The sequence below is a fragment of the Paenibacillus sp. D9 genome, from assembly GCF_001188365.1.
In the GTDB taxonomy this organism is placed as follows: Bacteria; Bacillota; Bacilli; order Paenibacillales; family Paenibacillaceae; genus Paenibacillus_O; species Paenibacillus_O humicus.
Window position 1 is genome coordinate 888,563 of sequence record NZ_JZEJ01000001.1, and the last position, 25,780, is coordinate 914,342.

21 protein-coding genes and 1 pseudogene are annotated in these 25,780 nt (G+C 58.1%); 13 read left to right on the top strand and 9 right to left on the bottom strand.

Annotated features, from left to right (window positions below; genetic code table 11):
• Positions 1 to 70: 70 nt before the first annotated feature.
• Positions 71 to 673: a DUF1349 domain-containing protein gene (locus tag VE23_RS04160; protein ID WP_021877302.1), complete on the bottom strand. Its 603-nt coding sequence runs from the start codon at positions 671 to 673 to the stop codon at positions 71 to 73.
• A 350-nt stretch (positions 674 to 1,023) separates the two neighbouring features.
• On the opposite strand from VE23_RS04160, the gene VE23_RS04165 reads away from it, so the two are divergent.
• The 4 genes from VE23_RS04165 to vanT all read left to right on the top strand — a co-directional run bounded on the left by VE23_RS04165 (position 1,024) and on the right by vanT (position 5,961).
• Positions 1,024 to 1,680, top strand: coding sequence for a C40 family peptidase (locus VE23_RS04165; protein ID WP_049867361.1), 657 nt, complete (start codon positions 1,024 to 1,026; stop codon positions 1,678 to 1,680).
• Positions 1,681 to 1,932: 252 nt separating this feature from the next.
• Positions 1,933 to 2,991: a D-alanine--D-serine ligase VanG gene (gene vanG, locus VE23_RS04170; RefSeq protein WP_049867362.1), complete on the top strand. Its 1,059-nt coding sequence runs from the start codon at positions 1,933 to 1,935 to the stop codon at positions 2,989 to 2,991.
• Positions 2,988 to 3,830, top strand: coding sequence for a M15 family metallopeptidase (locus tag VE23_RS04175; RefSeq protein WP_049867363.1), 843 nt, complete (start codon positions 2,988 to 2,990; stop codon positions 3,828 to 3,830). Before vanG ends, VE23_RS04175 begins: the two co-directional genes overlap by 4 nt.
• A complete protein-coding gene (gene vanT / locus VE23_RS04180; RefSeq protein WP_049867364.1) occupies positions 3,820 to 5,961 on the top strand; it encodes a serine racemase VanT catalytic subunit in 2,142 nt (713 codons plus the stop codon). Before VE23_RS04175 ends, vanT begins: the two co-directional genes overlap by 11 nt.
• 347 nt (positions 5,962 to 6,308) lie before the next feature.
• Here vanT and VE23_RS04185 read toward each other — a convergent pair whose 3' ends face one another.
• Positions 6,309 to 6,782 (bottom strand): DinB family protein, encoded by a 474-nt coding sequence (locus tag VE23_RS04185; protein ID WP_021877307.1) that lies wholly within the window; start codon positions 6,780 to 6,782, stop codon positions 6,309 to 6,311.
• Positions 6,783 to 6,955: 173 nt separating this feature from the next.
• Positions 6,956 to 8,365 (bottom strand): HEAT repeat domain-containing protein, encoded by a 1,410-nt coding sequence (locus VE23_RS04190; RefSeq protein WP_049867365.1) that lies wholly within the window; start codon positions 8,363 to 8,365, stop codon positions 6,956 to 6,958.
• A gap of 115 nt (positions 8,366 to 8,480) precedes the next feature.
• Between VE23_RS04190 and VE23_RS04195 the strand changes: the two genes are divergently transcribed.
• Complete coding sequence (locus VE23_RS04195) at positions 8,481 to 9,308, top strand: helix-turn-helix transcriptional regulator (protein WP_049867366.1); 828 nt, start codon at positions 8,481 to 8,483, stop codon at positions 9,306 to 9,308.
• Positions 9,309 to 9,383: 75 nt separating this feature from the next.
• On the opposite strand, the gene pepF is transcribed toward VE23_RS04195, so the two are convergent.
• On the bottom strand, positions 9,384 to 11,183 hold the full coding sequence (pepF, locus tag VE23_RS04200; protein ID WP_049867367.1) for an oligoendopeptidase F: 1,800 nt from the start codon (positions 11,181 to 11,183) through the stop codon (positions 9,384 to 9,386).
• 172 nt (positions 11,184 to 11,355) lie between these two features.
• On the opposite strand from pepF, the gene VE23_RS04205 reads away from it, so the two are divergent.
• Both VE23_RS04205 and VE23_RS04210 read left to right on the top strand, forming a co-directional pair.
• Positions 11,356 to 12,009, top strand: coding sequence for a TetR family transcriptional regulator (locus VE23_RS04205; protein ID WP_049867369.1), 654 nt, complete (start codon positions 11,356 to 11,358; stop codon positions 12,007 to 12,009).
• Positions 12,006 to 13,286: an MFS transporter gene (locus VE23_RS04210; RefSeq protein WP_049867370.1), complete on the top strand. Its 1,281-nt coding sequence runs from the start codon at positions 12,006 to 12,008 to the stop codon at positions 13,284 to 13,286. Before VE23_RS04205 ends, VE23_RS04210 begins: the two co-directional genes overlap by 4 nt.
• Before the next feature lie 122 nt (positions 13,287 to 13,408).
• On the opposite strand, the gene VE23_RS04215 is transcribed toward VE23_RS04210, so the two are convergent.
• A complete protein-coding gene (locus VE23_RS04215; protein WP_198156132.1) occupies positions 13,409 to 14,143 on the bottom strand; it encodes a helix-turn-helix domain-containing protein in 735 nt (244 codons plus the stop codon).
• A gap of 234 nt (positions 14,144 to 14,377) precedes the next feature.
• Between VE23_RS04215 and VE23_RS04220 the strand changes: the two genes are divergently transcribed.
• On the top strand, positions 14,378 to 16,333 hold the full coding sequence (locus VE23_RS04220) for a glycoside hydrolase family 127 protein (RefSeq protein ID WP_157053902.1): 1,956 nt from the start codon (positions 14,378 to 14,380) through the stop codon (positions 16,331 to 16,333).
• Positions 16,334 to 16,383: 50 nt separating this feature from the next.
• Here VE23_RS04220 and VE23_RS25685 read toward each other — a convergent pair.
• Both VE23_RS25685 and VE23_RS04225 read right to left on the bottom strand, forming a co-directional pair.
• A pseudogene (locus tag VE23_RS25685) lies at positions 16,384 to 16,629 on the bottom strand (aldose 1-epimerase); the annotation flags it as partial.
• The gene (locus VE23_RS04225; protein WP_049867373.1) at positions 16,577 to 18,484 is read right to left on the bottom strand and encodes a beta-L-arabinofuranosidase domain-containing protein; all 1,908 of its coding nucleotides are present in this window, start codon (positions 18,482 to 18,484) and stop codon (positions 16,577 to 16,579) included. The pseudogene VE23_RS25685 and the gene VE23_RS04225, both read right to left, overlap by 53 nt.
• Positions 18,485 to 18,656: 172 nt before the next feature.
• Between VE23_RS04225 and VE23_RS04230 the strand changes: the two genes are divergently transcribed.
• Positions 18,657 to 19,532 (top strand): helix-turn-helix transcriptional regulator, encoded by an 876-nt coding sequence (locus VE23_RS04230; protein WP_049867374.1) that lies wholly within the window; start codon positions 18,657 to 18,659, stop codon positions 19,530 to 19,532.
• A 56-nt stretch (positions 19,533 to 19,588) separates the two neighbouring features.
• Here the strand turns inward: VE23_RS04230 and VE23_RS04235 are convergent, their stop codons facing one another.
• Complete coding sequence (locus VE23_RS04235) at positions 19,589 to 20,383, bottom strand: helix-turn-helix domain-containing protein (protein ID WP_232316793.1); 795 nt, start codon at positions 20,381 to 20,383, stop codon at positions 19,589 to 19,591.
• A gap of 133 nt (positions 20,384 to 20,516) precedes the next feature.
• On the opposite strand from VE23_RS04235, the gene VE23_RS04240 reads away from it, so the two are divergent.
• The 4 genes from VE23_RS04240 (at position 20,517) to chrA (ending at position 24,379) form a co-directional block, all read left to right on the top strand.
• Positions 20,517 to 20,873 (top strand): DUF6171 family protein, encoded by a 357-nt coding sequence (locus VE23_RS04240; protein WP_174806331.1) that lies wholly within the window; start codon positions 20,517 to 20,519, stop codon positions 20,871 to 20,873.
• Positions 20,874 to 20,886: 13 nt separating this feature from the next.
• Complete coding sequence (locus tag VE23_RS27605; protein ID WP_049867375.1) at positions 20,887 to 22,371, top strand: alpha-N-arabinofuranosidase; 1,485 nt, start codon at positions 20,887 to 20,889, stop codon at positions 22,369 to 22,371.
• A gap of 120 nt (positions 22,372 to 22,491) precedes the next feature.
• Positions 22,492 to 22,947 (top strand): hypothetical protein, encoded by a 456-nt coding sequence (locus VE23_RS04250; RefSeq protein ID WP_049867376.1) that lies wholly within the window; start codon positions 22,492 to 22,494, stop codon positions 22,945 to 22,947.
• 223 nt (positions 22,948 to 23,170) lie between these two features.
• Complete coding sequence (gene chrA, locus VE23_RS04255) at positions 23,171 to 24,379, top strand: chromate efflux transporter (RefSeq protein WP_232316796.1); 1,209 nt, start codon at positions 23,171 to 23,173, stop codon at positions 24,377 to 24,379.
• Positions 24,380 to 24,404: 25 nt separating this feature from the next.
• Here the strand turns inward: chrA and VE23_RS04260 are convergent, their stop codons facing one another.
• Entirely contained in the window at positions 24,405 to 25,661 is a 1,257-nt protein-coding gene (locus tag VE23_RS04260) for a glucuronate isomerase (RefSeq protein WP_164762941.1), read from the bottom strand.
• Positions 25,662 to 25,780 lie beyond the last annotated feature (119 nt).

A 25,780-nucleotide genomic window follows, 5' to 3' on the forward strand; every position in this document is an offset into this window, starting at 1 on the left:
AGATGAGACAAAAGCCCAAGGATCCTGCCTCCGGAACGAGGCGGGATCCCTGGGCTTCTGGCGGATGGGATCAGTCCTCGACAGGCTCGACATGGACATCCGTATCAGGCTCGGCCAGCACCCATCGGGTGAAGGCGACCTTGAGTCCTCCGCTCGTAGGCGCGCAGAGGAAGGGACCGGCTTGCCAATCTTCGCGGCTCGGCAAAGGACTGACGCGGATCGTTCTCCAGGGATGACGCTCCGTTCTCGCTCTCACAATGACCGCATCCTCCAGCCGGGATGCCCGGATCGTCACGACTTCCCCCGCCCATTCCGGAACCGGGGAAAGCGACCAGTCCGACAGTCCCGAAGTGACTACGGCTCCCACATGCGGGATGCCGTCGTTCATTTCGATGCCGGCTTTTATCCATTGCTCCGAATGGCTCCACAGCATGAGTCCTGCCTGATCGTACAGATGATCCATGCCGTCAAGGCGGAATCCGACCTCGATGGCCTTGTCGCCATTCCATGGAGCAAGCAGGGAGTGGCCGCTGTCGCGCTGGAATCCGTACATCGTTTTTTGCCAGAAGTCGCTTCCTTCCACTGCCTCCACATGAAGCTTGCCATCGATTTCTTCCCAGGACAACGGCTTTGTCAGCCATTCTCCGCTTGACCAGGCTATTTTCTCGGACATGTTTGTTCTCCTTCGGTTAGGATTTCCATATTTCCACTAAGTATAAAAGAGATGGGCTTGTCTGCCTACAGCTTTTCCAGCCGTTCTTTGGCGGGAAGCGCAAGGATGCGCGGATTTCCGGGCGGCTTCCCTTTCAGGCTCCGCCTTGGCGATCCGGCTTTTTTCTCATCGTCAATACGGCCTGGATGATTTTTTTCTCATGGTTTTCTAACAAACGGGCTCAACCGCAAGGGCGGTCAGGACTTTCGTCCACATTGGGAAGTAGTGGGGATTACGGCTGTGTTATGGTGTTCCCAGGCGATCACGACAGCCATCATCAACCTACTATACCGAGCGGGAGGAACTCAACCATGCAACCTCGCAACCATCGAGTGAGAACCAAGCTGCTAGGCGTTGCGCTGAGCCTGTCCATGGCCTTTTCCGGAGCTATGCTTTTGGATCCGAACACGACTCATGCTGCGGCTGCAAATGGGAATGCGAATGCTTCCACAGCCGATGCTGTTGTTGCAACGGGAATGCAATACTTGGGCGTGCCGTACAAATTCGGGGCAAGTTCCGGATCAACGGATGCTTTCGACTGCTCTTCGTTCATGCAATATATTTTCAAGAAAAACGGCATCGATCTGCCCCGCTCGTCCAGGCAGCAAGCCGCTGTCGGCACGCCGGTCGCGAAGGACCGGCTGCAGCCGGGCGATCTCGTGTTCTCGGATACGAATCGGGACGGAGTCATCAACCACGTGAGCCTCTACATCGGAGACGGCAAGCTGCTTCATACTTACCGTGTCGGCATCGGCGTCACCGTCTCGACTTTTGCCGGCAGTACTTGGGACAACACGTTTGTGACCGCTCGTCATGTCCTTCCTGGCGGCAGCGGTACGGTGGATCTCCCTCAATCGGACGAGCAGGCCTCCGTAGCTGCAGCGACCGGCAAATCGATTGAAGCGGCGAAACCGGCCGCTTCGGAAGGCAAAAAAAGATATGACTGGAAACCGTCCAGACATAGCTGACCTGACTGCACGCCACATTGAATTCCATAAAAGGCTCTCTGCTTGTTGTTCGAGGCAGAGGGCCTTTTTTGGCGTAAAGCCCGAATGGCGCGGCAAAAGGGCTCGACCTTTGATGAAATGGATTGGATTATAAGTCTGTTTGGACTCCGCCTGATACATTTTTTTATTTATCTCCGTCTTTCCTACATCCATGCAAGAGAACAATAAGCCCATCGTCCTGCTTGCAAACATGCATAGGAGTGAAACAATCATATGAAAAGATCCATGATCGGAATCATTTTCGGCGGCCGCTCGACTGAATACGAAGTTTCCCTTTCCTCCGCAGCTGCGGTCATAGACAGCTTGGACCGGAACAGCTATGAAATCGTTAAGATCGGCATTACCAGACAAGGAGAATGGTACCGGTACGGCGGCGATTCCAGCGCGATCCGCGAGGACCGCTGGAGGTCGCATCCAAGCTGCGTACCCGTTGTATTGTCCGCCAACCGCGCTTTTCCAGGCTTGATCGAGCTTGCAGGCACGGAATTCCGATTCACCCCGCTCGACGCCCTCTTCCCTGTCATGCATGGCAAAAACGGAGAAGACGGCACGATGCAAGGCCTTCTCGAGCTGTCCGGCATTCCGTTCGTAGGCTGCGGCATGCTGTCCTCGGCGGTATGCATGGACAAAACGATGGCGAAAATCATCGTTCAGTCCGACGGAATCAACGTCCCTCCATCTGTCAGCGCCATAGCCGGCGATTCGATGGAAGATATCGTCGCGGCTGCGGAACAGCTCGGATATCCGCTCTATGTCAAGCCTTCGCGGTCAGGCTCGTCCATCGGCATCACCAAGGCACACGGGCGGGACGAGCTGCTGGCCGGAATCGGGAAAGCTTGGGCTCACGACAGCCGCCTCGTCATCGAGCGGCATATCGAGGGCTTCGAGCTGGGATGCTCGGTACTCGGCCATGAGGATCCGATTGCCGGAGAGCTCGATGAAATCGCGCTGCACGGGGAGTTTTTCGACCATGCGGAAAAATATTCGCTGAGCACGGCCTCCATCCATCTCCCTGCCCGCATCGACGCAGGCACAGCCCGGGAAGCAAAAGAAATGGCGCTGCGCATCTACCGGATTCTGGGATGCAGCGGACTCGCCCGGGTGGATCTCTTCCTCGGGAAGGACGGACGGCTGTATTTCAATGAAGTCAATACGATTCCGGGGTTTACGGAGAAGAGCAGGTATCCCGGCATGATGCGCGAAGCGGGAATCGGCTTTCCCGAGCTGCTCGACCGCTTGATCCATGATGCGTTGAAGGAACCGCGTATATGAAGGCCGATACAAGTCCGCCATGGCGATCCGAACCGGCATCAGCCCTGGCAGAGAGCGTGCGGGTCCCTTTGAAGCAGATGCATGAAGGCTATCTGATTCTCGTCAATCGGGATTATCCGGTCAGGACGGAAGAGATGAAGCTGGCGCCGCTTCCATCCGGCATGATCCAGGCCTTCAACGCGGAAGAGCCGACCCGTTCCCTGGAGAGCGAATGCGGACGGCAGCTGGCCGCCCTGCTGGCAGCATGCCGGGGCTTGGACAGCATCGCGGTCGTGAGCGGCTACCGTTCCAAGCAGGCGCAGCAGAACCTGTACGACAATTCCATACGGAAAAACGGGATCGCCTTTACGGAAAGCTACGTGGCAAGGCCAGGCGCAAGCGAGCACCAGACCGGCCTTGCCGTCGATGTCGGCCTGGCGTCCGACGGCATGGATTATATCCGTCCATCGTTCCCCACCGATGGAGCGTGCGGACGGTTCAAGAGACTGGCGGCCGATTACGGATTCATCGAGAGATACAAGGAGAGCAAGTCATCGCTTACGGGAATTGCCGGGGAGCCATGGCACTACCGCTATGTCGGCTTTCCTCATGCGGCCATCATGGAGAGGGAGAATATGTGCCTGGAGGAATATGCGGGGTTCATCCGCCAGTTTGCGGGCGGAGACAACCATCTCGCGGTCGGCAACAGGTTTGAAATCTATTATGCGGCCGCCGCCGGCGAGCTGACCTCGGTTCCGATTCCGGCGGCGCATCAAGGCAGCTGGCGCATATCCGGCGACAACTGCAGCGGATTCGTCGTGACGGTGACGTATCCGGGCGGAAAACGGCATGGCGGCTGAAGCCAGGTTCGGCAGCCTCGACCGGTTCAAGCTCCTGGCCGGCATGCTCGTCGTTGCCAACCATACCAGCCCTTTGACGACGTACAGTCCGTTTGCCGATTTCCTGCTCAGCGGACTTCTGTCAAGGGTTGCCGTTCCCTTTTTCTTCATGGCCTCCGGCTTCTTTTTCTTCCGTTCGCTGCCCCGCAAGCCGTCCCGATGGGCCGCGTTGAAACAGTTTATGTCCCGGATCGGATTCCTTTACGCGCTGGGAATTCTCCTTTATCTGCCCCTTAATGTGTATTCAGGGGATTTCAACTCATCCCGGAATTTCGGTTCTTATGTCAGCGGCCTCTTCTTCAACGGCACCTTCTATCATCTCTGGTACCTGCCCGCTCTCATGATCGGAGTCGGCATCGTCTTTGGGCTGAAGGCCGCGCTTCCCGGCAAGGCTGTCATAGGCATTGCGGCCGGACTGTATGCCATAGGCTTGCTTGGAGACAGCTACTTTGGTCTTACGGCGTCCGTAAGCCCCGCTCTTGCCGCGGTTTTCAACTCCTCGTTCCATTGGTCGGACTACACGCGCAACGGCATCTGGTTCGCTCCGCTGTTCATTGCGATGGGAGCCGGCGCTGCGCAACGGCCTCTTCCGCCCGCTTCCGCTCCCAAGCTGGCCGTTGCATTCCTCTTCTTCCTCGCGCTCACTCTGATTGAAGGGATCTGGCTGAAGCAAGCGGACTTCGCCCGTCTGGGCGCCATGTATGTCTTTCTGGTTCCTGCCATGTACAGCCTCTTCCATCTGCTATTGAGGCTGGGAGGCAAGAAAAGCCTTCTTCTCAGGCAGCTGAGCACCTGGATCTACGTCGTTCATCCATGGATGATCGTTGCCGTTCGCGGAACAGCCAAGCTCCTTGGCTTGCAGGCTCTGCTCATCGGCAACAGCCTGATCCATTTCATCGCGGTCGCTGCAACGTCTGCGGCTCTATCGTTAGGAGGTGTCATCATGCTCACCAAGCTCAAAAGCACAACCGCCGCGCGCAGCCGCGCTTGGGCCGAGATCGACCTGGCCAATCTGGACCATAACGTGAAGGAATTGCAGCGCATCCTTCCTTCGGGCACCACCTTGATGGCTGTCGTCAAGGCGAATGCTTACGGCCATGGAGCTGCACCGGTAGCCGAGCGGCTGTACAGTGCCGGCATCTCTTCCTTTGCCGTGGCCGAGATCGACGAAGGGATCGCCATGCGCAGGCAAGGCATCCAAGGCGAGATTCTCGTTCTGGGCTACACCCCGTCGGACCGGCTGGACGAGCTTCTTCATGCCGATCTCGCGCAGACCGTCGTAAGCGCGGAAGATGCCGAGCGCCTGCAGGCATCCGGCAAGAGAATCAACGTCCATATCAAGATCGATACCGGCATGAACCGCCTCGGAGAGCCGTTCGGCCATACGGAAAAAATTTTATCGATGTACAGACACAGCCATCTGCATGTCATCGGCACTTTCAGCCATTTGGCATGCGCGGACAGTCCCGACGAGGAAGACCGGGCTTTTACCCGGCTCCAATATGAACGGCTGCTGGAAGTCGCGGCGAAAATCCGGTCCGCAGGACATGACCCGGGCAGGCTCCATATCCAGAACAGCAGCGGCATTCTCAACGGCTTCGGATGGAGCTTCGACACAGCGCGTCCAGGCCTTGCCTTGTACGGCTTGAATTCCGCTCCGGAAGGCCGGATTCCGGCCGATATCGAGCTGCGCCCGGTTCTCTCCCTCAAGGCCAGCGTGACGCGGGTGAGCCGGGTCGAATGCGGGGAAGCGGTCGGATACAATCGGGGCTTCACGGCTTCCCGCGCCACTGTGCTGGCTACCCTGTCGATCGGTTACGCCGACGGCATCCCGAGAAGGCTGGCGGAGACAGGCGGCTCGGTTCTGCTGCATGGCAAGCGCGCGCCAATCGTCGGACGCATCTCGATGGATCAGATGACAGTCGACGTGACGGAGATCGAAGGAGTCAGGCAAGGAGATGCCGCTACGCTGATCGGCCGGGACGGAGCCGAAGCCATTGCGGCCGAAGAGGTGGCGGCATCCGCCGGAACGATTGTGAACGAGGTGCTCAGCAGGCTGGGACCTCGGCTGCAGCGGATATACTTGTCTTAAGCGGATGCCGCTCCATCTGCATTATTTTCTCTTCCCAGCCCGCAGCGAATCATAATCAAATTACCGGCGTGCGCGGAAAGAGCGGCGCAGCTCCCCTACCCAAAGCTCCGAAATCTCCCAGGGGTTGAAGCGGCCTCCCTTGCCTCCATTCCGATCAAGCTTTTGTCCGGCTCGTGGATACTGGCGATGATTTTCGGCGGTTCGTTTCCTGATTCGGAAACGAACATTTAACCGCGAATAATGTCTTTTTTTTGCAGGCTGGGATCCCTTAAAAGGCATCGTTTCGTTGAGATTTCATGTCCATTCCGTCTTGTCGTCTGCTCTTTTGCGCAGTCTTGTCGTCTGTCCTATTGCGCTCTCTCGACTGCTTGTCTCTTTAGAGCCTGAATAGCTCCGATATGCAGCCCTTCATGAAAAATCGTACGGATAAGCACCTGCTCGACGGTGTGCATCCCCATTTCGGTCGGCGGGAACTCCTCATCCAGTCGATCCCGATATCGTTCTTGAATCTCGGCAGGCTGCTGCTCAAGCATCTGCAGAAGCTCGGAGAAGGAAGGCGTCTCCGTCGTGAACGAGGACGGGCTTGAGCCGTATCCGAACCACAGATTGAAGCCTGCGGCAACCGGCTGCTCCTCTTGAGTGAGCGCATGAATCCAGGCGTATTGATCCGTGAAAATGTGGCCCAGGTTCCAACGGATGTTATTGTTGAAGCCAGCCGGAATCACCTCGGCCTGCGCTTCCGTCACCTCCGCGGCAAGCTCCAGGAGCTCCCTTCGATAAGCGTGCAGCTGTTGGAACAACACCTCATGTCTAGCCTTCATTTGTTCCCCACCCTTTCTTAGTCTCTATATTACAATTGGATAAAGCCCGTTGATTTTCCTACAGGCGCATAAAAAAACAGGAGCGGCCTTATGCCGCTCCTGAACATCCCTTCGTGACCTTGCTTCCTTTCATCCGCATCGGGCTGAGTTGTGCAGTCAGGCAGAGCCTGCGATCAGAACGTGCTGGCCTTGGTCGTATCGGAGCACCAGCGCAGGTTGAACAGCTCGCGGAACAGAACCTCCCGCGCTTCCGGGCTGTCGATGTAGCGAAGAGCCTCCGCCGCATGTCCTCGTACATAGCGGTTCGGATCCTGCAGAGCTTCAGCCAGCTCAGGCACGGCATCCGCCGCCGCTCCCTTCAAGCGCAGCAGCGAGAGAGCCGCCATGAACCGGACTTGACTGTCCTCGTCGCGCAAGCCCCGGATGAGCGCCGGCACGATGCGCTCCGCCGGACTTCCGATCATTCCGAGTGAATCGACGACCTGGCGGCGAACCTCGGCCGACTGTCCGGATAACAGCGCGGCAAGCCTCGGTACCGCAGCTCCGGCTAGCTCTCTCAGCTCGCCAAGGGCGAATGCGGCATGACAGACCGTCGCGGCGTCGGAGCTGTCAAGCGCTGCCTGCAGGCCGGCGACCGATCCTGTTCCGGCAGCCGACAGGCCGTAGGCAGCCAATCGGGAAATTCGGCTGTTCTCCTGCCGGAGAGCCTCCTCCAGAGCGGCGATTCCTCCTTGGCCTCTGGCTGCCAGGCTGTAAGCCGCGTTGAGGGCTGAGCGCTCATCCGATCCTGCCAGAGCGGCCGCAAGCCTTTCAACGGCTTCCGCATCGTCCGGCTGCGTATCGGCCAGGCTGCCGATTCGTCCGAAGAGCCAGTTCCACGTCTCTTCCCAGATGACAGCCTGATGAGATTCCGCGGCTGCCGCTTCTTTCGAAGGCGCCCAGATCGGATTCCGGCAGTCCCAGGAAGGAGCCGACGGCGCCGTCGTGCGCATGAATTCAAACTTCAGCATATAACGGGGCTGGCCAAGCACGTTGGCTGTGGAACGATGCCAGATGTCGTAATGGATGAGAGCGAAGGTGCCGGCGCCGCCCTGCGCAGTCACTTCCTCCTTCGGATTCTCGTCCTCGAACATGCGGGACTCCAGCAGCTGGGTGCCCGGGAAGATCCCTGTCGGTCCGAGCTCAACAGGGGTGTCCTGCGGGAAATACATGATCATCGCCCACCAGGGATGATGGTTTCTCATCCGGTCATAGCCCCAGTAGCTGTCCTTATGCCAGCCTCCCGGCTGCGGAGAGGCGTTGAAGTGGCCGTGGCGGTGGGTGTGCAGCAGGTAATCGGGACCGAGCACGCTGGTAAGCGCGCCGGTCACGACCGGATGGTCGAATACTTTCTGCAGGTCCCGTATCCGGGGCAGAATGTTGTTGCCGGGATTGCCTTCCTCGTTGTAAACCTCGTTCAATTGAGACACCAGGCCGTCATGGAACTCCTGCGGAAAGTCGGTTTGGAGCAGCAGCACTCCGTCGCGGATAAAGGCTTTCATTTGTTCGTCTGTGAGCAAAGCCGGCTTGTGGTTATTGGTCATGATCGATGTCCCTCCCGGAATCTGATACACTGATTATAGTTCGCGGTTCCGAGGGGGAGAATGGAAGTTCCTAAGGGATTAGGGGACAAAACTAAGCAATGGGGCTGGACGAATCATGCTTCGACAAGAAGAATCCACTCTGCTGGAATTGCTCGACAATCTGCAGGTTCGGGTTCAGGTCGCCCACCGCACCCAGTGCACGGCGGACTGGCGGGATCTGGACTTCGTGCCGGAATTCAACCGGCTTTACTTCATCCTGGACGGGACAGGCTGGCTCCAGGTGGACGGCCGGGAGTGCTTTCCGAAGCCGGGCCAGCTGTGCCTGATGCCGGCCTTCGTCAAGCAGTCGTATTCGGCTGTCGCGGACAAGCCGCCTTTCTCCAAATACTGGTGCCACTTCAATGCCGGCGTCGGCCCGTTCGACTTGTTCCAGTGGATCGACGCCCCGCTCTGCATTGATGCGCCGGACCCGCAGCGGATGCAGAGCCTGTTCGCCGAGCTGGCGGAGCTGCATTCCAGCCCCTCCCTCGTTTCGCTTCTCCGGGAGAAGGCGGTCATGCTGGAAATCCTGTCCTCCTTTCTGGAAAGCATCCCGGTGCAGGTGCTCACCCATCGGAGCGAGGACATGCAGAGAATCCGCATCATCCAGGACTATGTGGAATCCCATCTGCAGGAAAGCTTGAGCATCAACGATCTGGCGGCTTCCCTTCATCTCCACCCGAACTATTTCATTTCGTACTTCAAGAAGCACTTCGGGATGCCGCCGGCCAAATACATCAGCCGCAAACGGATGGACATGGCGCGCAAGCTGCTTGCCTCCACCTCCCTCAGCATCAAGGATGTCGCGGAACGGACCGGATACCCGGACACCCACTATTTCGCCAAATGCTTCCGCAAGGAAACGGGACTCAGCCCGACGGAGTTCCGCTCATCCTATGCATGACAAAAAAAACCAGCTTCAGCCGATCCCGTCGGCAAAAGCTGGTTTTTTTATCGTTGGCCCGCAGCGCGAGGCCGGTCAGTACAAGCTTTCCAGCTCGTCGATCAGGGAGCCGACATAGGCTGCGGCGGTACGGATCGGATCGGGCTTCGACATATCGACGCCTGCGAGCCGGATCAGCTCAAGCGGACTCATCGAGCCGCCTGATTTGAGAACCTCCAGCCAGCGATCCACCGCGGGCTGTCCCTCCTCCCGGATGAGCTGCGCTGCCGCCGTCGATACGGTCAGTCCAGCCGCATAAGTGTAAGGATACAGGCTCATATAATAATGCGGCTGGCGCATCCAGGTCAGCTTGGCATCGTCATCGATGACGACATCCCCGCCCCAGAACGAAGAGAGGATGTCTCCCTTCAGCTCGCACAGCTTCACGGCCGTGATCGGCACGTCCTGCATGGCGAGGCCGTAGACTCGGCGCTGAAGCTCGCCTTCGAGCAGGTGGGTGACGAAGTTGTGGAAATAAGTGCCGAGCAGCTGGGATATGACCCAGCGGCGCATGCGGGGATCCTCCGAGCGCGACAGCAGATGGTCCGCCAGCAGCAGCTCGTTCATCGTCGATGGCGCTTCGATGAAGTAAAGCGACGGCCTGGCGTTCGTCGGGCGCTGATAACGGCTTCCAAGCATCAGATGGCCTGCATGCCCGACCTCGTGGGCGAGCGTGAATGCGCCTCTCATGCTGTCCGCCCAGCTGATCAGAATATAGGAGTGGACGCCGGGAATCGACATGCAGAACGCGCCGGTTCTCTTGCCGGCGTTGTCCGCATAATCGACCCAGCGGTCCCGGAACGCATCCGACACGATCTCGCCGTACTCGGGACCAAGGACGGCAAGAGCTTCCTTGATCAGCTCTCCCGCTTCCTGGAACGTAATGCCGGGACTGAAATCGGGGTCGAGCGGAGCTTTCAGATCCGCGAACGTCATCTCGTCCAGCTGAAGCACCCGCTTCTTGAGCGCCGCGTACTTGCGCATATGAGGCGCCAGCTCTTCCTGCAGAATGTCCAGGATGTTGGCGTACATTTCGGTCGTGACCTGCTGCGGCGTCAAGAGCATGTCCGTGACGGAATCATATCCCCGCAGGCGCGACTCGATCACCTGCCGCTTCACTTCGGTGCCGTAGGCTTCGGCGAAGGTGTTGCGGTAGCTGCGCAGCGTTCCGCTGAACGCTTTGAACGCATTGCGCCGCAGCTCGGTATCCGGCGATTCCGCGTATTTGTTCTCATAGAGCGCAAACGAAACCGGCAGCTCATTCCCGCTGCCGTCCTTCGCGGCCGGGAAGGTCATATCCGTCAGCTTGCCGCGTTCATAGATGCGGTATGGCGCGCCCAGCACTTCGCCGAAGGAAGCCAGAACCTTTTCCGTCTCCGCCGTCAGCCGATGGGGCTTCGTCTGCAGCAGCAGGCCGAGGCTCCGCTCGAAATCCCGCAAAGCGGGCTGCTCGCTCATGTATGCGGCGACCGTTCCGTCCGGGAGCGAGATGATTTCGGATTTGATGAAGGAAAAGGCGGAGCCGGCCTGCGAGGAAAGATCGCGCGCTTTGGCGGCGTTCATCTGATTGTCCGGATCGATGCTGTCTCCGGATTGATGCAGATGGGCATACGCGTATACCCGGCTGATCCGGCTCTGCAGCTCTTCCTGCGCGACCAGGCAGGCGAGCAGCTTGTCCGCGCCTTCGCCCAGCGTGCCTTCGTATTTCGTGACGGAAGGCAGATCCTGCACAATGGCATTCCATTCCTGCTCCCAGGCTTCCTTCGATTCAAAAATGTCGCGCAAATCCCAAGTCGTCTCTGCGTCGACCTCGGACCGGGTCAAGATTTTCGACATGATCAACACTCTCCTTCCGGATATATCCAGGCTTGGCATCTCCAAATATCACCATTGTATCATGGCTGTCTATGCCGCCAACTGGTTTTGGATGGAAAACAGAGTTGAAACTGGAAGCCGTTTTCCCTATACTCAAAATGACACGAAGTTCATTTTGTGGGAGGATACAGGAATGTCGCCCAAACTATCTGACGAACGCAAAGAACGTCGAAGGCAACAAATCCTTGAAGCGGCGAAGCGCGTATTTGCCGAGAAAGGGTTCGGAGCTGCGACACTCAAGGATATCATCGAGGAAGCCGGAATGAGCCGAGGATGGATTTATTTGTACTATCCGACCAAGGAGGAAATTTTTGAGGCGCTCCTGGACCATCAGGATGCCGATCACGAACGGTACCTTGCAGGGCTTGAGGCATCGTCGACATCGGTATGGGAGCTGATCTCCGCTTCGTATTCCATGCGGTTGAATGAATGGGCGAGTTCATCGGATCGCGGCCTCATGCCGGCATTCTACGAGTATTTCCTGGTCGGCTGGAGAGATGAGGCGCGCCGCGAGCTTCTTCGCCGCCGCTACGAGAAGGGCATCGTTCAATTCGCTGAGCTTCTCCAAACCGGCATCGACCGCGGGGAATTCAATCCCGTGCTGGGCGTGCTGGACATATCCCGGCTTGCCGCTTCTTTTCAAGAGGGCATTGTAACGCATACCTACGCGGTTGGAGCCGCCAAGGCGAATTCCCCGATGCAGATCGAAGCGCTTCTGGACTATTTGAAGTCTCTGCTTCGGCCTGCGACGGACAGCCGCCGGCCATCCAGAGAGGAAACGCTATGAAGACGCTGTTTCGCAATTCGACGTTCAACAAGCTGTTCTTCGCGGCCTTCTCATCGCAGCTGGGCAGCGTAGTCGGCAATATGGCATTCGCCTTCTATCTGGTCGACCGGTACAGCGAAAAGCCTTCGCTGGCGACGACGGCCGAGCTTATGTACTCTCTGCCGACACTGGCGGTATTCTGGATCGTCGGCGTCATTGCGGATCGATTCGACCGCAAGATCATCGCGGCGTACAGCGACTGGATACGGGCGGGCCTTACCGCGCTGCTGCTTCTGTTCGTCCATTCCGACCTGCTGTTCGCCTGCTTTCTGGTTTTGTTTCTCCGCAGCGCGATCTCCAAGTTTTTCGGTCCCGCCGAAATGGGGCTGCTGCAAGGCAGCATCCCTCAGGACGCTTATGTACAGGCATCGGGCCTCAATCAAATGGTGCTGGGCATGTTCATGCTTTTCGGCATGAGCCTCGGCGCGGCCGCCTATCATTTCATCGGAATTGAAGGCGCTATCATCGTGGATGCCGTCAGCTTCCTCGTCTCCGGCCTGTTGATTTCGAGGGGGGATTTCCCTGCCCATGCCCGCACTCCGAACGGAATGAGCCGTCTCCGAGATCTCCGCTTCTCCCTGCTTCTCAAGGAATTTTGGCAAGGCCTCCGGTATCTGATGGGCAATCGGCTGTTAGTGGTCCTGATCAGCGGATTTCTGTTTTTCGGCCTGGTCAACGGCGTGTTCGCCGTGCTCCCCCTCTTTGCCATGAAATACAAGCTGAGTCCCGATCAATACGTCGTCCACTCCTCGCTGATTACGGTCTTCCTCGGAATTGGCTTCCTCATCGGCAGCCTGCTCGGCCCATGGATGATACGCCGCCTGACGAGAGCTCCGATTCTGATCGGCGGCCTATTCCTCTCCAGCCTGCTTATTGCCGGACTCGGAATGGCCGAGCGAATCGAAATCTATTTCATCCTCATCCTTTTCGCCGGAATCGCCATCGCCCCGATCAACATCGCGCTCGGGAGCTGGATGCCGGAGCTGGTGCCTCCGGATCGAATGGGCCGTGTCAACGCTTTGATCGAACCGGTCATGATGCTCGGCCATTCGCTTTCCCTCGGGTTTATCGCCTTTGCTTTTCCGGCTTGGATCTCCATTGCTTGGCTGCATTATTCGGTTGCCCTATGCACGGTGGCTGTCAGCGCGTTTTATTTGACTTCTCTTCCCCCGCTTGTCCGCAAGCTTCGGGGCCAAGGAGCCGAGCGGGCTGCGGCGGCCGAAGGAGAACAAGCCTAGCTTTTAATGATTGAACACCTGCAGGGTGGCTGGAAAAGCATTTGCAGGCATGACCGAAGACGACGGTTTCTTGCTTGGTCGGATGCATGGAAAGACATCGATTATCCCATATGGATTCAGCCTCAACGATTGTTCAGCGTCGTGCCAGAAAAGGAAAGCCGGTAGGCTGTCGGGGTCAAACCGGTCTTTTTCTTGAACCACTTCGAAAATTGCTTGTCGTCCCCTGCCCCGACTTTTTCCGCTACTTCCTTGACTCCGAGCCGGCTGCCTGCCAGCAGATTCTTGGAGGCGTCCAGCTTCAAGGCGTGGACATAGGCCAGCAGGCTGACCCCGAACTTGTGCTTGAACAGGCGGGCCAGATAGTCTTTGTTGTAGCCGATCCGACTGGCTGCGAATTCGAGGGAGATCGGCCTTTCATGAGCATGCAGCCTTATCCAGGCCAGCAGCTCGGCCAGCCGCGGATCCGTCTCCTGCAGCCCGGCCGAATCATGGAGCTGCTCTCCCAGCTCGATCAGCAGAGAGGTCAGAAAATAGTCGCCCGCAGCCGCGATGGCATATCCTCCACTGGCCGCGTGAAGCAGCTGCCTGGCCAGAATATGAACCCGGCTCGGAAAGGAGCAGCGCGCATGGCGAGGGATCAGGCTTTGAGGCTCCCCCGATGGCGGCTCGGCAGGATCGAAGTGGAACCAGTAGAAGGAAACGCCAGGAGCGGAAAGCTTGTACCCGCGGTGACGCTGCCCTGGAAACAAAATCAGGATGTCGCTTTCCCTCAGCTCCAGCAAGCGGCCGTCCACTTCCAGGAATACGACTCCGGAAACCCCGATCATCAGTTCATGGTCCTCAATGATTCGATCCATATGGGACCAATCCTCGTCGGAAATAAACCTTCCCCCTTCATGAAACCGGTAAGGCTGACGCAAATGCAAGGGCAAATAATCCATCCTCCACCTCCGAGGCTTTCCGCCATGAAGTCCGTTTTTGACACTTAATCTACGGGATTGCCTGCCGACAAAGGCGTCTCCGTTTTTTTATGATGGAATCAGCGAGCCGCAGCAGCGGCCGCGAATCCTTGCATGAAGGAGAATTCCACGATGAGCGATAATAACGCGACGAAGCCTGGAACGAGCGTCCGCGTCGAGGATGGCTACTGGACCCCCTATCAGAGACTGGTGCGGAATACCGTTCTTCCCTATCAGTGGGAGGCTCTCCATGACCGGATCGCAGGCGCCGAGCCCAGCCGGGCGATAGCGAACTTCCGTATTGCAGCAGGGCTCCAGGAAGGACGCTTCGAAGGCTTCGTCTTTCAGGACACGGATCTCTACAAATGGCTTGAAGCCGCATCCTATCAACTCGGATCGGCCTTCGACCCGGAGCTGGAGCGTCAAGTGGAAGAAGCGGCCAGGCTCATCGGAGCCGCCCAGCAGGCCGACGGCTATCTCAATACCTACTTCACGGTGGCCGAACCCGGCAAGAGGTGGACCAATCTGGCCGACTGCCACGAGCTGTACTCTGCGGGACACTTCATCGAAGCCGCTGCGGCCCGCTATTCCTGCACAGGAAAGACGGACCTGCTCAACATCGCCGTCAAGCTCGCGGACCATATCGACTTCGTATTCGGACCCGAGCCGGGCAAGCTCCGCGGCTATGACGGCCACCAGGAAATCGAGCTTGCGCTCGTCAGGCTGTACGAAGCCACAGGCGAGCGGAAGTACTTGGATCTGGCCGGCTTCTTCATCGACGAGCGAGGACAGAAGCCGGACTTCTTCCATCTGGAATGGGAAAAGCGCGGCCGTACCAGCCACTGGCATCCAGGCGTACAGAAAACCCCGCCCTCTCTGCACTACCATCAAGCCCATCTGCCCGTCAGGGAGCAGGAAACGGCGGTCGGCCATGCCGTCCGGGCTGTCTATATGTACGCTGCGATGGCCGACCTGGCCAGGCTGCGCCAGGACGAAGGACTGCTGGCTGCCTGCAGGAAGCTGTGGAGCAGCATCGTCCATAAGCAGATGTACGTGACGGGCGGCATCGGGTCCACTCCCATCGGGGAAGCGTTTACAATCGACTACGATCTGCCCAACGACACGAACTATTCGGAGACATGCGCCTCGATCGGGCTGATCTTCTTTGCCCGGCGCATGCTTCTGCTCGAAGTCAGCAGCGAGTATGGAGATATTATGGAGCTTGCGCTGTACAACACGGTCTCTTCCGGCATGTCGGCAGACGGCAAGCATTATTTCTACGTCAACCCGATGGAAGTCTGGCCGGAGGCCAGCAGAGGGAATCCCGGCAAGCACCATATCAAAACGGAAAGGCAAGCCTGGTATGGCTGCGCCTGCTGTCCGCCCAATGCCGCGCGGCTCCTCTCTTCCCTGGGACATTATATTTTCACATCGGATAACGAGAACCTTTATGTTCATCTGTATATCGGCAGCGAGGCTGAAGTCCAGCTCGTCGGCGGCAAGGCGGCCATCAAGCTGGAGAGCGGAATTCCGTGGAAGCCGGAAGCGAGCCTGACCATCACGGATCTCCCAGCCGGCAACCCGTTCTCCATTGCGCTTCGGATGCCTGCCTGGTCCAGCACCCTCCGCCTCGAAATCAACGGGCAGGAGGCCGATCCGGACATCAGGAGCGGGTATGCTTATCTGTACAGGCGCTGGGAGCAGGGCGACGTCATCGACATCGGCTTTGCCATGGAGCCCCGGCGGATTTACAGCCATCCGCAGCTTCGGGCTGATGTCGGCAAGGTAGCGCTGCAGCGCGGTCCGATGATCTACTGCCTGGAGGAAGCCGACAACGAGGCCCCTCTGGCCGCGCTCTCGCTGCCTTCAGTTTCCGAGATTACGGAGGTTCCTTCTGAGTGGAGCACCGGAGCAGTACTGCTGCAGGCTCGCGGCGAGAGGCTGCGTGCTCCGCTGGAGGAGGAAACTTCCCTGTATCGTCACTCTCCACCCGTTGTCGAATCCTGCAGGCTCACCTTTGTCCCTTATGCTCTCTGGGGCAACCGGCGTTCTGGCGAGATGGCCGTCTGGCTGCGTGAATCGCTTTAGTCCTTCCGAAAACAAGCTCTTGTCACAGCCAATCGTCCTTTCCTTGCGGCTTACATTTCAAGGACGTAGAGGCGTGAAGTCTCTTCCCATATCTCTCCCGGCTTCAAAGAGACGAGGCCGATGGCTTCGGGATCCATGCCGACGTTCGGAGCGTTGACCAGATTGATCTGGGGCTCCGGACAGAAGAAGCCTTCGGCCGCTTCGTTGTTCCAAATCATCCATAGCCGATAGGAAGTCCCGGCGTCATAGATGAGCTTCTGCCCTGCTTGCCGGTCGCTGAGCTCGATCCGGTTGCGATCGAATGGTTGGAAACTCCCCGACCCGAAGCTTCGCGCCGCCGTAAGGAACGAGGATGATCTCTTGTTCCTTCTGCCCTTCCGCATCGGGATTCAGAGGCGGGGAATCCGCATTGTTCCCTGCCATCGGCCAATTGCGGACGAGCCTGCCCTTGGTCTTCAGCTTGACGGGAGACTGCTCCGCGAGGAAAGGCTGGGAAGGAATCTCTCCGCTCGCGAATTCGAAGCCCGCGCCTTCGACAAGCCCGTACCGCCATGCTGTCGTCGGATAGATCTCCCAATCGCTGAATTTCTCCCGAGAGATATGCGGCAGCCAGTTCTCGCCAATGGGAAGCGCGTATACAAGCGGGCCGCGTTCCACGCTGAGCGCATACAGATTGCGCGAGATCAGCTCGACCTTCATCGGCAGACTCAGCTCGACGGCATCGCCGTCGTTCCACTCCCGCTCCACGAGCGCAAAGCCATGGTCAACCTGCAGCTGCACATGCTTGCCGTTGATGGACAGCGCCGGCTCCGCGCACCAAGCCGGGATGCGCAGATGCAGGGCGAACTTCTCCGGTCCGGCGAGCGACAATCCGATGGAGACGTTCTCGCGGAACGGATACCCGCCGCCGACGGTCAGCTCGGCTTCGCTGCCGCTCCCGACAACGGCCTTCACGATGCATGGAATGTAAGAGACGGCGGCAAGTCCGCCTCGGCGGTCCGACATCCAGGCATGCGCGGCCAGCTTGGGCCAGCCTTGATGCATATTGGCCGTACAGCAGCCGAAGTTCGGCTCCAGGCCGAACAGATTGGCCTCGTCGCCGTTGCTCCAGTCCCGTTTGGCTACGTTGCAGATGATCTGGTTGACCTGCTGGTCGTATTGATGGGAAGTCCAATCGGCCGATATCGCTGCAGGAAGCGCGTTGAAGGCGACCTTCTCCAGGATGTCTCCGAACCGTCCATCCCCAAAAATGCGAACCAATTGCTCCAAGGTGAACATGTACTCGACGACGGCGCATAACTCCACGCCTTGGGAAGGATGCGTTCCGGACAGCCATTCATCGCCGGAGAACATGCCATGGGCCTGGCCGTGATAAGCCATCAGGCTGTCGATGCCGCGGTGGACGGCCGATCGGAGCTTCTCGTCGCCTGTCAGCTCGTAGAGCAGGCCCGGCGTCTTGATTCCCATCGCCACGTTGACGACATGCGTGCGGTGATCCCAGTGCTCGACCTTCCGCCAGAACGGAAAACGATCCAGAATGGCGGTCCAGTCCGTCGTTTGTTCCGAAACTGTTTGCGACAGCTCCAGAAGAAAAGGCTCCTTGGTCCTGCCGTATGTCCAGTGAAGGGCAAGCATCAGCTCCGCTCCGCGCGGAACGGCCCAGTTCTTGAGCGGATGGTGGTGCATGTTCATATGCATATACCGGAAAAATCGGATGAGGAAAGGAACGATGCGGTTGTCGCCGGTCGCTTCCTCGTACTGGATCATGACCTTCATCATGATCATGTAATGCCACCAATCCTGGCTTTTATCGATATCCTCGTTGACAGACTGTATCCGGTCCGGGCCGAAGGAGCCGTCCTCCCGCTGGCTGGCCAGCGACCATTCGATCCAGCGCCGGGCCTTGGCGATCAGGCGCTCATCCTGAAGCAGATAGGCGAGCGGTACGAGCCCGTCCAAGTAATAGGGCCCGCGCTCCCAGCTTTCCCCCGAGCCTCCGATCCAGCCGTTGCCGGGACCGACATCGTCCCAATGCTCCTCCAAATGACCCGTCAGGCCGTCCGCCTGCAGCCGCAGCTGATCCTTCATCCAGCCAAGCGGCAGAACGCGGCCAAGCGGCAGCGCCTCGTATGCCGAACTGTTCAAGCTCATTCCCGATTCCCCTTTCGGTAGGATTACCAGGGGAATATAGCATAGGCCGATGCATGCCGATAAGATCGAAAGACAACATCTATTTGTCCGATCTGGACTTTAGCGGAAGCAACAAGCTCTGATATAATAAGCATTTACTTGGACAAATTGATTTTGCATGAAGGAGACGGTTATGTCGGAAATACGTTTTGTCGCGCCGCCGCTGCCTCATTACATCTTCAGCGGCGAAGATTCGTATATGCCTGGACGCAGCCATCCCGCGCGGAGGGACATCGGCGTGTTCGACCTTCTCGTCGTCGCGAAGGGCTGCCTCTATGTCGCCGAAGAGCAGTCTTCGTTCGATGTGGCTGCCGGCCAATACTTGCTGCTGAGGCCGGATCGCGCTCACCGCTCCTACAGGCCTTGCAGCACTGAAACGCATTTTTTCTGGGTTCATCTGCATACTCTCGGAGCCTGGAGCGAGACGGCCGAAAGTGTGGAGCCGCACGCCGTGACGACCGACGATCCTTTCATCCGCATCCATCAATTCGCCTTTCAGCTTCCCCGGTTCGGCAGCATCTTCCAGCCCGATTCCGTCTACAGCCTGCTGCGCCAGCTGAACCAGCTGCTGGACGAGCCTTCCGCGCTCGACCGTCTGAAGCAGCAGAACTTATTCCAGGACATGCTGCTGACGCTGCTTCAAGGCGCCGTTATGCAGCCGCCCGCGAACCCTCGTCTTGCGATAGCGGAGCAGGCGGCTTCCTATCTTCGCCAGCATTACCGCGAGCCGATCTCCTATGGAGATCTGGCGCAGGCGGTCCACTTTCATCCGAACTACATCTCCCGCTGCATGCGCAGCGTATTCGGCTGCACCCCGCTGTCCTACCTGACCCGGTATCGGATCGAGCAGGCCAAGCTGCGCCTCATCCATACCGACGAGCCCGTCGGCTCCATTGCCGAGGAAGTGGGCTTCGGCTCCTTCCCCTTCTTCGTGCGCACCTTCGCCAAGCATACCGGCTGCCGGCCGCGGGAATTCCGCAGGAAGCATCGGACGATCGGCGATCGCTGAGCGGAGCGCAGGCGTAAGCTGCTATGCCGGAATTCAGTTGCGGAGCGCCGCAGCGGTTACGGCTTCTTTTCGAGACTGGACACCCTGTATCCCCTCGGTGTGACGCCGATGAATTTCTTGAACTGGCGCATGAAGTGGGTGTCATTGTCGTATCCGCATATTCCCGATATCTCCGCTACAGACAGACGGCTGTTCACGAGCAGATACTGGGCATACTCCAGTCTCCCTCTGATGATGTCGGCCATGACCGACACCCCGAAAAACTGCTTGTACACATGCTGGAAGTACGATTTGCTCATATTGACGCGCGCTGCGAGCTCTTCCACGGAGACTCGGATCTGAGGCGAATTATGGAGCTCGCTCCGCAAGTCGACAAATGCTCCGTAGTAATGGTTCTGCCCTTCCGGAAGCGTCCAGCCTCCCTTCGAATTGCAGATCTTCATGAACAGGCTTCGGAGTTCAAGATCCAGTATGGAGGCTGCAAGCTGTCCTCCATGGCTGCTGATCCTCTGCAGCTCGATGATGCATCTGGAGATGAGGTGGGAATCGATCGCCTTTACGGGCTGGTTGATCGGGTAGTGGATATCCCGAAGCCATTCCTCCATTCCCGCGCCCTCGCAGTGAAGCCAATCGTTGACGAAAGGCGGCTCGATTCCGGCATAACGATGGGAAGATTCGGGATGGAACAAAATATGGGTGCCGGACGGGACGACCGTGCGGACTCCTTCCACGATGACTTCCGACTTGCTGCGGAAGAAGACGAACGCGAAGTTGCCCGCGCCGCGGGGACGATCGATGGCAAGCCCGCCTGGATGTACATAATGGTATCCGCAGCTGACCAGATGGAACAAGGCTGACATTCTCCTCTCTCAGCACGATAGGTCAGTTTTTAGAAGATCATAATGGATGGTTTAAAGCCGCTGTAGACCGATATAATCATACCAGAACGATAGAGAAAGCGTATACAAAAAGGAGGCTGGAAGCATGTCGGAGAGCATGCAGACCCGAGACCGAAACATCGCCCGAGAGGCCGATAGGGCAGCCGGCAGCGAAAGCTTGTGCAAAGGCTGCCGCGAGAGCGTCGCCGTTCCGGAATCGCATCTAGCGAGAATCTTGGCCAAGATTCGTCCCGAAGACAGCGTGTCCGAATTTCTGTACGAACAGCGGCTGTCCGCGTGCGGCTCATGCGAGAGCTTGTCTTATGGGACGACTTGCATGCACTGCGGCTGCCTCGTTGCCATCCGCGCCAGGCTCAAGACGAGTCATTGTCCGCACCCTTCGGCCGGCAAGCGCGCAAGCTGGGTACTGGCCGTTCAAGCAGAAGCGCACGCTCAAATTTGAGAGGAGAATCACCATGTTGAAAGCCGTCGTACATACCGATTGGACAACGGGTACGATCAACCGCAATCTATACGGGCATTTTGCCGAGCATCTCGGGCGCTGCATCTATGAAGGTCTCTGGGTCGGAGAAGACTCTCCCATCCCGAATACGGACGGAATCCGCAACGATGTTCTGGAAGCGCTGCGTAAGCTCCATATTCCGGTGCTGAGGTGGCCCGGAGGCTGCTTCGCCGACGAATACCATTGGCGGGACGGCATCGGCCCCCGCGAGTCGCGCAAGGAGATGATCAACACCCACTGGGGCGGCGTCGTCGAGAACAATCATTTCGGAACGCACGAGTTTTTCCGCCTATGCGAGCTGATCGGAGCCGAGCCTTATATATGCGGCAATGTCGGCAGCGGCACGGTACAGGAAATGTCGGAGTGGCTGGAGTACATGACGTTCGACGGCGAGTCCCCTCTCGCCAATCTGCGCAGGCAGAACGGCCGGGATAAGCCATGGAAGCTCGCCTACTTCGGCGTCGGCAACGAGAACTGGGGCTGCGGCGGCAATATGCTGCCGGAGCATTATGCCGACCTGTACCGCCAATATCAGACGTACTGCCGCCAATACGGGGACAACAAGCTGTACAAAATAGCCGGCGGAGCCAATTCCGACGATTACCGCTGGACCGAGGTGCTGATGCAGAAGGCCGCCGGACAAATGGACGGCCTCAGCCTGCATTACTACACCGTTCCGGGAACGTGGCAGGAGAAAGGCTCGGCAACGGAGTTCGGCGCCGAGGAATACGCCCGTACTCTCGTCAGGGCTTTCCATATGGATGAGCTTCTGACGCGCCACAGCACCGTCATGGACCGGTACGATCCGCAAAAGCGGGTCGGGCTCATCGTCGATGAATGGGGCGACTGGTTCGATGCGGAGCCGGGAAGCAATCCCGGCTTTCTCTTCCAGCAGAATACGATGAGGGACGCTCTCGTCGCCGCCATTCATTTTCACCTCTTCCATAAGCATTGCGACCGGGTCCGGATGGCCAATATCGCCCAGATGGTCAATGTGCTGCAGGCTGTCGTCCTGACCGAGGGCGACCGCCTGCTGCTGACGCCGACTTACCATGCGTTCCAGATATACGCCGTGCATCAGGATGCCGAAGCGCTCGCCTTGCATGGAGAGTTCGGATCGTATGCGGCAGGCCCGGACTCGGCAGCGATGCCGCAGGTCGGGGCAACGGCTTCCCGCAAAGACGGCGTTATCCATGTGAGCCTGTACAACCTCCATCCGGAGAAGCCGGCGGACATTGCGCTGGAGCTGCGCGGATCGAGCGTTCGATACGAATGCAGCGGACAGCTTCTGGCCGGCGACTCCATCCATGCCGCCAATACGTTTTCAAATCCCGGGCGGGTTGTCCTGAAGCCGCTCGACAGCATCGAACCGATTGAGTCCGGGTTTGCGGTGAAGCTACCGCCCGCGTCGGTTGCGACGATCCGGTTCGCCATGTAAACTCGGAGCAGCGGCTCTTGAAGATGAATCGACAAAAAAGCGAGCCGCTCCAGCGGCCCGCTTTATTTTGGCTCGGCAGCATTCATCCTTGATCCGGACCAGCCAGGAGGAACCTTAACCATGATCATCTCCATGAAATCGAATCTGCCCATTTCTCCTGACGTCCTGTGGAACCATTTGAAATCCCCTCTCACCTTTCAAAAAGTCGCCTCTCCGCTCATGGGCTTCAAGCCGCTCGGCGGGGACCGGCTGCCTGAACAATGGTCGACGCGGGCATATCCACTCCGAATGGATCTGTTCAAGCTCATTCCGCTCGGCAGCCATACGATTTCGTTTCTCTCCATCGATGATCGCAGCCGGGTCCTGTCGACGGATGAATCCGGCACGATCATCAAAACATGGAGGCATACGATGGCGGTACATGCCGGATCGTCGGGAACAACAGCCGTCTTCCAAGATGAGCTTCATTTCAGCAATGGCCTTCTGACTTGGCCCACCTATATCGGCGTATATTTGTTTTTCGTCTACAGACATGCGCGCATGCGGCAGCTGATCCGCAGCGGGAGGCTGAACTAGCTCTCTGATCGTTCCGTGAAGCCGACACGGCTTCCTTCCAGCCCCCATCTCCCGCTCTCCGTTTGGCCATGCATGTTCTCGAATCGACATCTATACAAAATCTTAATCTTCTATAGAAAAGTCGAGAATCTATCCTCGGCTCGTTCATGCCATAATGGAAGAACCGATTCGTCGACATGTCAATCGCGATCGAGAATGCTATGAATCTATCGGAGTGAAACGGATGGATCCAGGTACGAACGCAGAAATGGTTCCGCTGAACAAACAGCGGGCTCTCATGGAAGTCCTTCAAGTGTCGATGAAGCTGGGTTTGACCGCTTTCGGCGGTCCGGTCGCCCATTTGGGCTATTTTCATCACGAATACATCATCAAGCGCAGGTGGATGGACGAACGAAGCTATGCCGATCTTGTCGCGCTATGCCAGCTGCTCCCCGGTCCCGCGAGCAGCCAGGTCGGCATCGGAATCGGCCTTGTCCGAGCCGGCTTGTTAGGCGGCCTCGTTGCCTGGCTCGGTTTTACGCTTCCATCCGTCATCGCGCTCTCAGGCTTCGCCCTTCTGCTGAAGGGATTCGATATTGGAGGCATGGGCTGGATCCACGGCTTGAAGATCGTAGCCGTGGCCATTGTGGCCCAGGCGATTGCAAGCATGGGACAGAAGCTGGCGCCTGACAGGATCAGGGCAACCATTGTCGTGCTCGTATCGGTCATTACGCTGATGTGGCAAGCGGCATTCAGTCAGGTTCTGCTGATCGCGGCGGCCGGTTTGGCCGGAATAGGGCTGTACGGGAAATCCGATGGTACGGATGTTCCGAGCCTGGCGGTCCCGATCAGCCGCAGATTCTCTGCCGCATGTCTGGCGCTCTTCGTCGGATTGCTTCTCTTCCTCCCCTTGCTGAGCCGGCTGTATCCGAGCGGATGGATTTCGCTGTTCGATCGTTTTTACCGCGCAGGCTCCCTCGTATTTGGAGGCGGCCATGTCGTGCTGCCTCTGTTGGAGCGGGAAGTGGTTCCGGCAGGCTTGGTAAGCCAAGCAGACTTTCTCGCCGGATACGGTGCGGCGCAGGCCGTCCCGGGACCGCTGTTTACTTTCGCCGCTTACTTGGGAGCGATGGCCAAAGGCCTATCCGGAGCGGCAGTCGCTACCGCCGCGATCTTCCTGCCTGCGTTCCTGATCGTCGCCGGCGCTTTGCCGTTCTGGGATTCCCTTCGCCGAAGCCCACGGGTTCAAGGGGCGATGACCGGCATCAACGCTGCCGTAGTCGGCATTTTGCTGGCCGCATTGTACGATCCGCTGTGGACTGCCGCCATTGCCGGCCCCGCCGACTTTGCTCTCGTTTCCATTCTTTATCTCATGCTGACGTCATGGAAGCTGCCGCCTTGGATCGTGGTCATCGCCGGAGCGGCAGGAGGCCTGCTGACCGGAATCATCTGAACCTGGCAATAAGATCGCTTATAGGTCAGGCTTTGCCGAGAAAGCGCCAGAAGTTCTTATGGAACAAGTCGTTCAGATCCCTTTCGATTTCCTGCTCGGTGAGAGTCCAGCCGCTGTTTTGCAGCCGTTCGTATTTGTCGGCCATAACATTTCCGATGATCGTCCTGGAATATCCCCATTTGTAGATCAGCTGCTCAAGCACCCGGCAATCCGAATGCTGGGGGATGACGGAAGTGCCCAGCAGCTCGATCCGCATCCGGGTCATCTCCTCCACCATGGAGTCGATATGCAGGAACCACCAGCAACCGAATATCATCAGGTTTCTGAATTTGCGGGCCAGCACGGCAAGCTCATGCTGGTTTTCCCGTGCGAGCATCGTGACGAGAAACTTCTGTCGGGGATATTTACGGCATAGCGCCTCCACAGCTCCGCTGTCGGAACGCATGCTCATATCGCCGGCCGACTGAAGCTGCGGATTCACCCGTCTGCGGACGCCGATCATGAGCGCAAACGGAATGCCCTTGTCCGTGCAGACCGGGATCATCGCTTCATCGATCATCCGGCTGCGATGATCGTCGGCAGGATAGGCGAAATCGCCCGGCATGGATACGGCCAAATACAGCGCGCTCATCCGGTCCACCCATTCCGATAGGAAACGTCTGGTCTCCTCTATGGTCCGCTCCGTCCATTCCTCCTGCACGTCATAATCGAGACCGCGCAGTTGGATCACCGCATTCGGCCAATCATTGAGCAGAGCGTCTACCCGCAGGGCGGCCAGGAAGCGGTCATCCTCAGAGCCCTTTCCGGCAAGCCACACCTCCCGTTCCACCGGATCGAACGGATCGTTGGTCATGACGATCCTGCTGACGCCGGCAATCCTCATGACGATGTCCGTCTGCTCTCTCGCCGTCCGATCCGCGAAAGCTTGCCGATAGTCGTCCAGATTGCGGGAAGCGACCGGCAGGCCAAGCTGATGCAGAACGGAAACGACTCCGCTGGCGGCTTCGCTTACGGGCGAATGATCGAGGAACAGATGCTGCCAGATAAAGTCGGCCTGCTCCTTCTTGGACTTGGACCAGAATGCGTCGTAGTCTTCATCCGACCAGCGGAATGATTCCGAGATCAGGTAATGATAGATCAAGAGCTCGTCGATTCCCCATAAAAGCAAGTCTCCGAATTGAGGTGCGTATAGATGCGTATGCATATCCGTTACCGGCATCGTTCGGGCCAGCCGCATGACGGTGGCGCGCACGGAGGAAGCTTGTTGCCCGATTGAAGTCATCATCGTGGTCGCTCTCCTTCATCTTCGAAATCTCTCGCATTAAGGCCAGTGTAACATTGCAAGGTCTTGCCCGGCATGTTCTTCATTGGCTTGCTCGGCCTTTCATTTATATCTTATTG

Bases quoted from the DNA above. Each gene is read 5' to 3' on its own strand.
- VE23_RS04160 (WP_021877302.1), bottom strand. From the start codon at position 673: ATGTCCGAGAAAATAGCCTGGTCAAGCGGAGAATGGCTGACAAAGCCG.
- VE23_RS04165 (WP_049867361.1), top strand. From the start codon at position 1,024: ATGCAACCTCGCAACCATCGAGTGAGAACCAAGCTGCTAGGCGTTGCG.
- vanG (WP_049867362.1), top strand. From the start codon at position 1,933: ATGAAAAGATCCATGATCGGAATCATTTTCGGCGGCCGCTCGACTGAA.
- VE23_RS04175 (WP_049867363.1), top strand. From the start codon at position 2,988: ATGAAGGCCGATACAAGTCCGCCATGGCGATCCGAACCGGCATCAGCC.
- vanT (WP_049867364.1), top strand. From the start codon at position 3,820: ATGGCGGCTGAAGCCAGGTTCGGCAGCCTCGACCGGTTCAAGCTCCTG.
- VE23_RS04185 (WP_021877307.1), bottom strand. From the start codon at position 6,782: ATGAAGGCTAGACATGAGGTGTTGTTCCAACAGCTGCACGCTTATCGA.
- VE23_RS04190 (WP_049867365.1), bottom strand. From the start codon at position 8,365: ATGACCAATAACCACAAGCCGGCTTTGCTCACAGACGAACAAATGAAA.
- VE23_RS04195 (WP_049867366.1), top strand. From the start codon at position 8,481: ATGCTTCGACAAGAAGAATCCACTCTGCTGGAATTGCTCGACAATCTG.
- pepF (WP_049867367.1), bottom strand. From the start codon at position 11,183: ATGTCGAAAATCTTGACCCGGTCCGAGGTCGACGCAGAGACGACTTGG.
- VE23_RS04205 (WP_049867369.1), top strand. From the start codon at position 11,356: ATGTCGCCCAAACTATCTGACGAACGCAAAGAACGTCGAAGGCAACAA.
- VE23_RS04210 (WP_049867370.1), top strand. From the start codon at position 12,006: ATGAAGACGCTGTTTCGCAATTCGACGTTCAACAAGCTGTTCTTCGCG.
- VE23_RS04215 (WP_198156132.1), bottom strand. From the start codon at position 14,143: ATGGATCGAATCATTGAGGACCATGAACTGATGATCGGGGTTTCCGGA.
- VE23_RS04220 (WP_157053902.1), top strand. From the start codon at position 14,378: ATGAGCGATAATAACGCGACGAAGCCTGGAACGAGCGTCCGCGTCGAG.
- VE23_RS04225 (WP_049867373.1), bottom strand. From the start codon at position 18,484: ATGAGCTTGAACAGTTCGGCATACGAGGCGCTGCCGCTTGGCCGCGTT.
- VE23_RS04230 (WP_049867374.1), top strand. From the start codon at position 18,657: ATGTCGGAAATACGTTTTGTCGCGCCGCCGCTGCCTCATTACATCTTC.
- VE23_RS04240 (WP_174806331.1), top strand. From the start codon at position 20,517: ATGTCGGAGAGCATGCAGACCCGAGACCGAAACATCGCCCGAGAGGCC.
- VE23_RS27605 (WP_049867375.1), top strand. From the start codon at position 20,887: ATGTTGAAAGCCGTCGTACATACCGATTGGACAACGGGTACGATCAAC.
- VE23_RS04250 (WP_049867376.1), top strand. From the start codon at position 22,492: ATGATCATCTCCATGAAATCGAATCTGCCCATTTCTCCTGACGTCCTG.
- chrA (WP_232316796.1), top strand. From the start codon at position 23,171: ATGGATCCAGGTACGAACGCAGAAATGGTTCCGCTGAACAAACAGCGG.
- VE23_RS04260 (WP_164762941.1), bottom strand. From the start codon at position 25,661: ATGACTTCAATCGGGCAACAAGCTTCCTCCGTGCGCGCCACCGTCATG.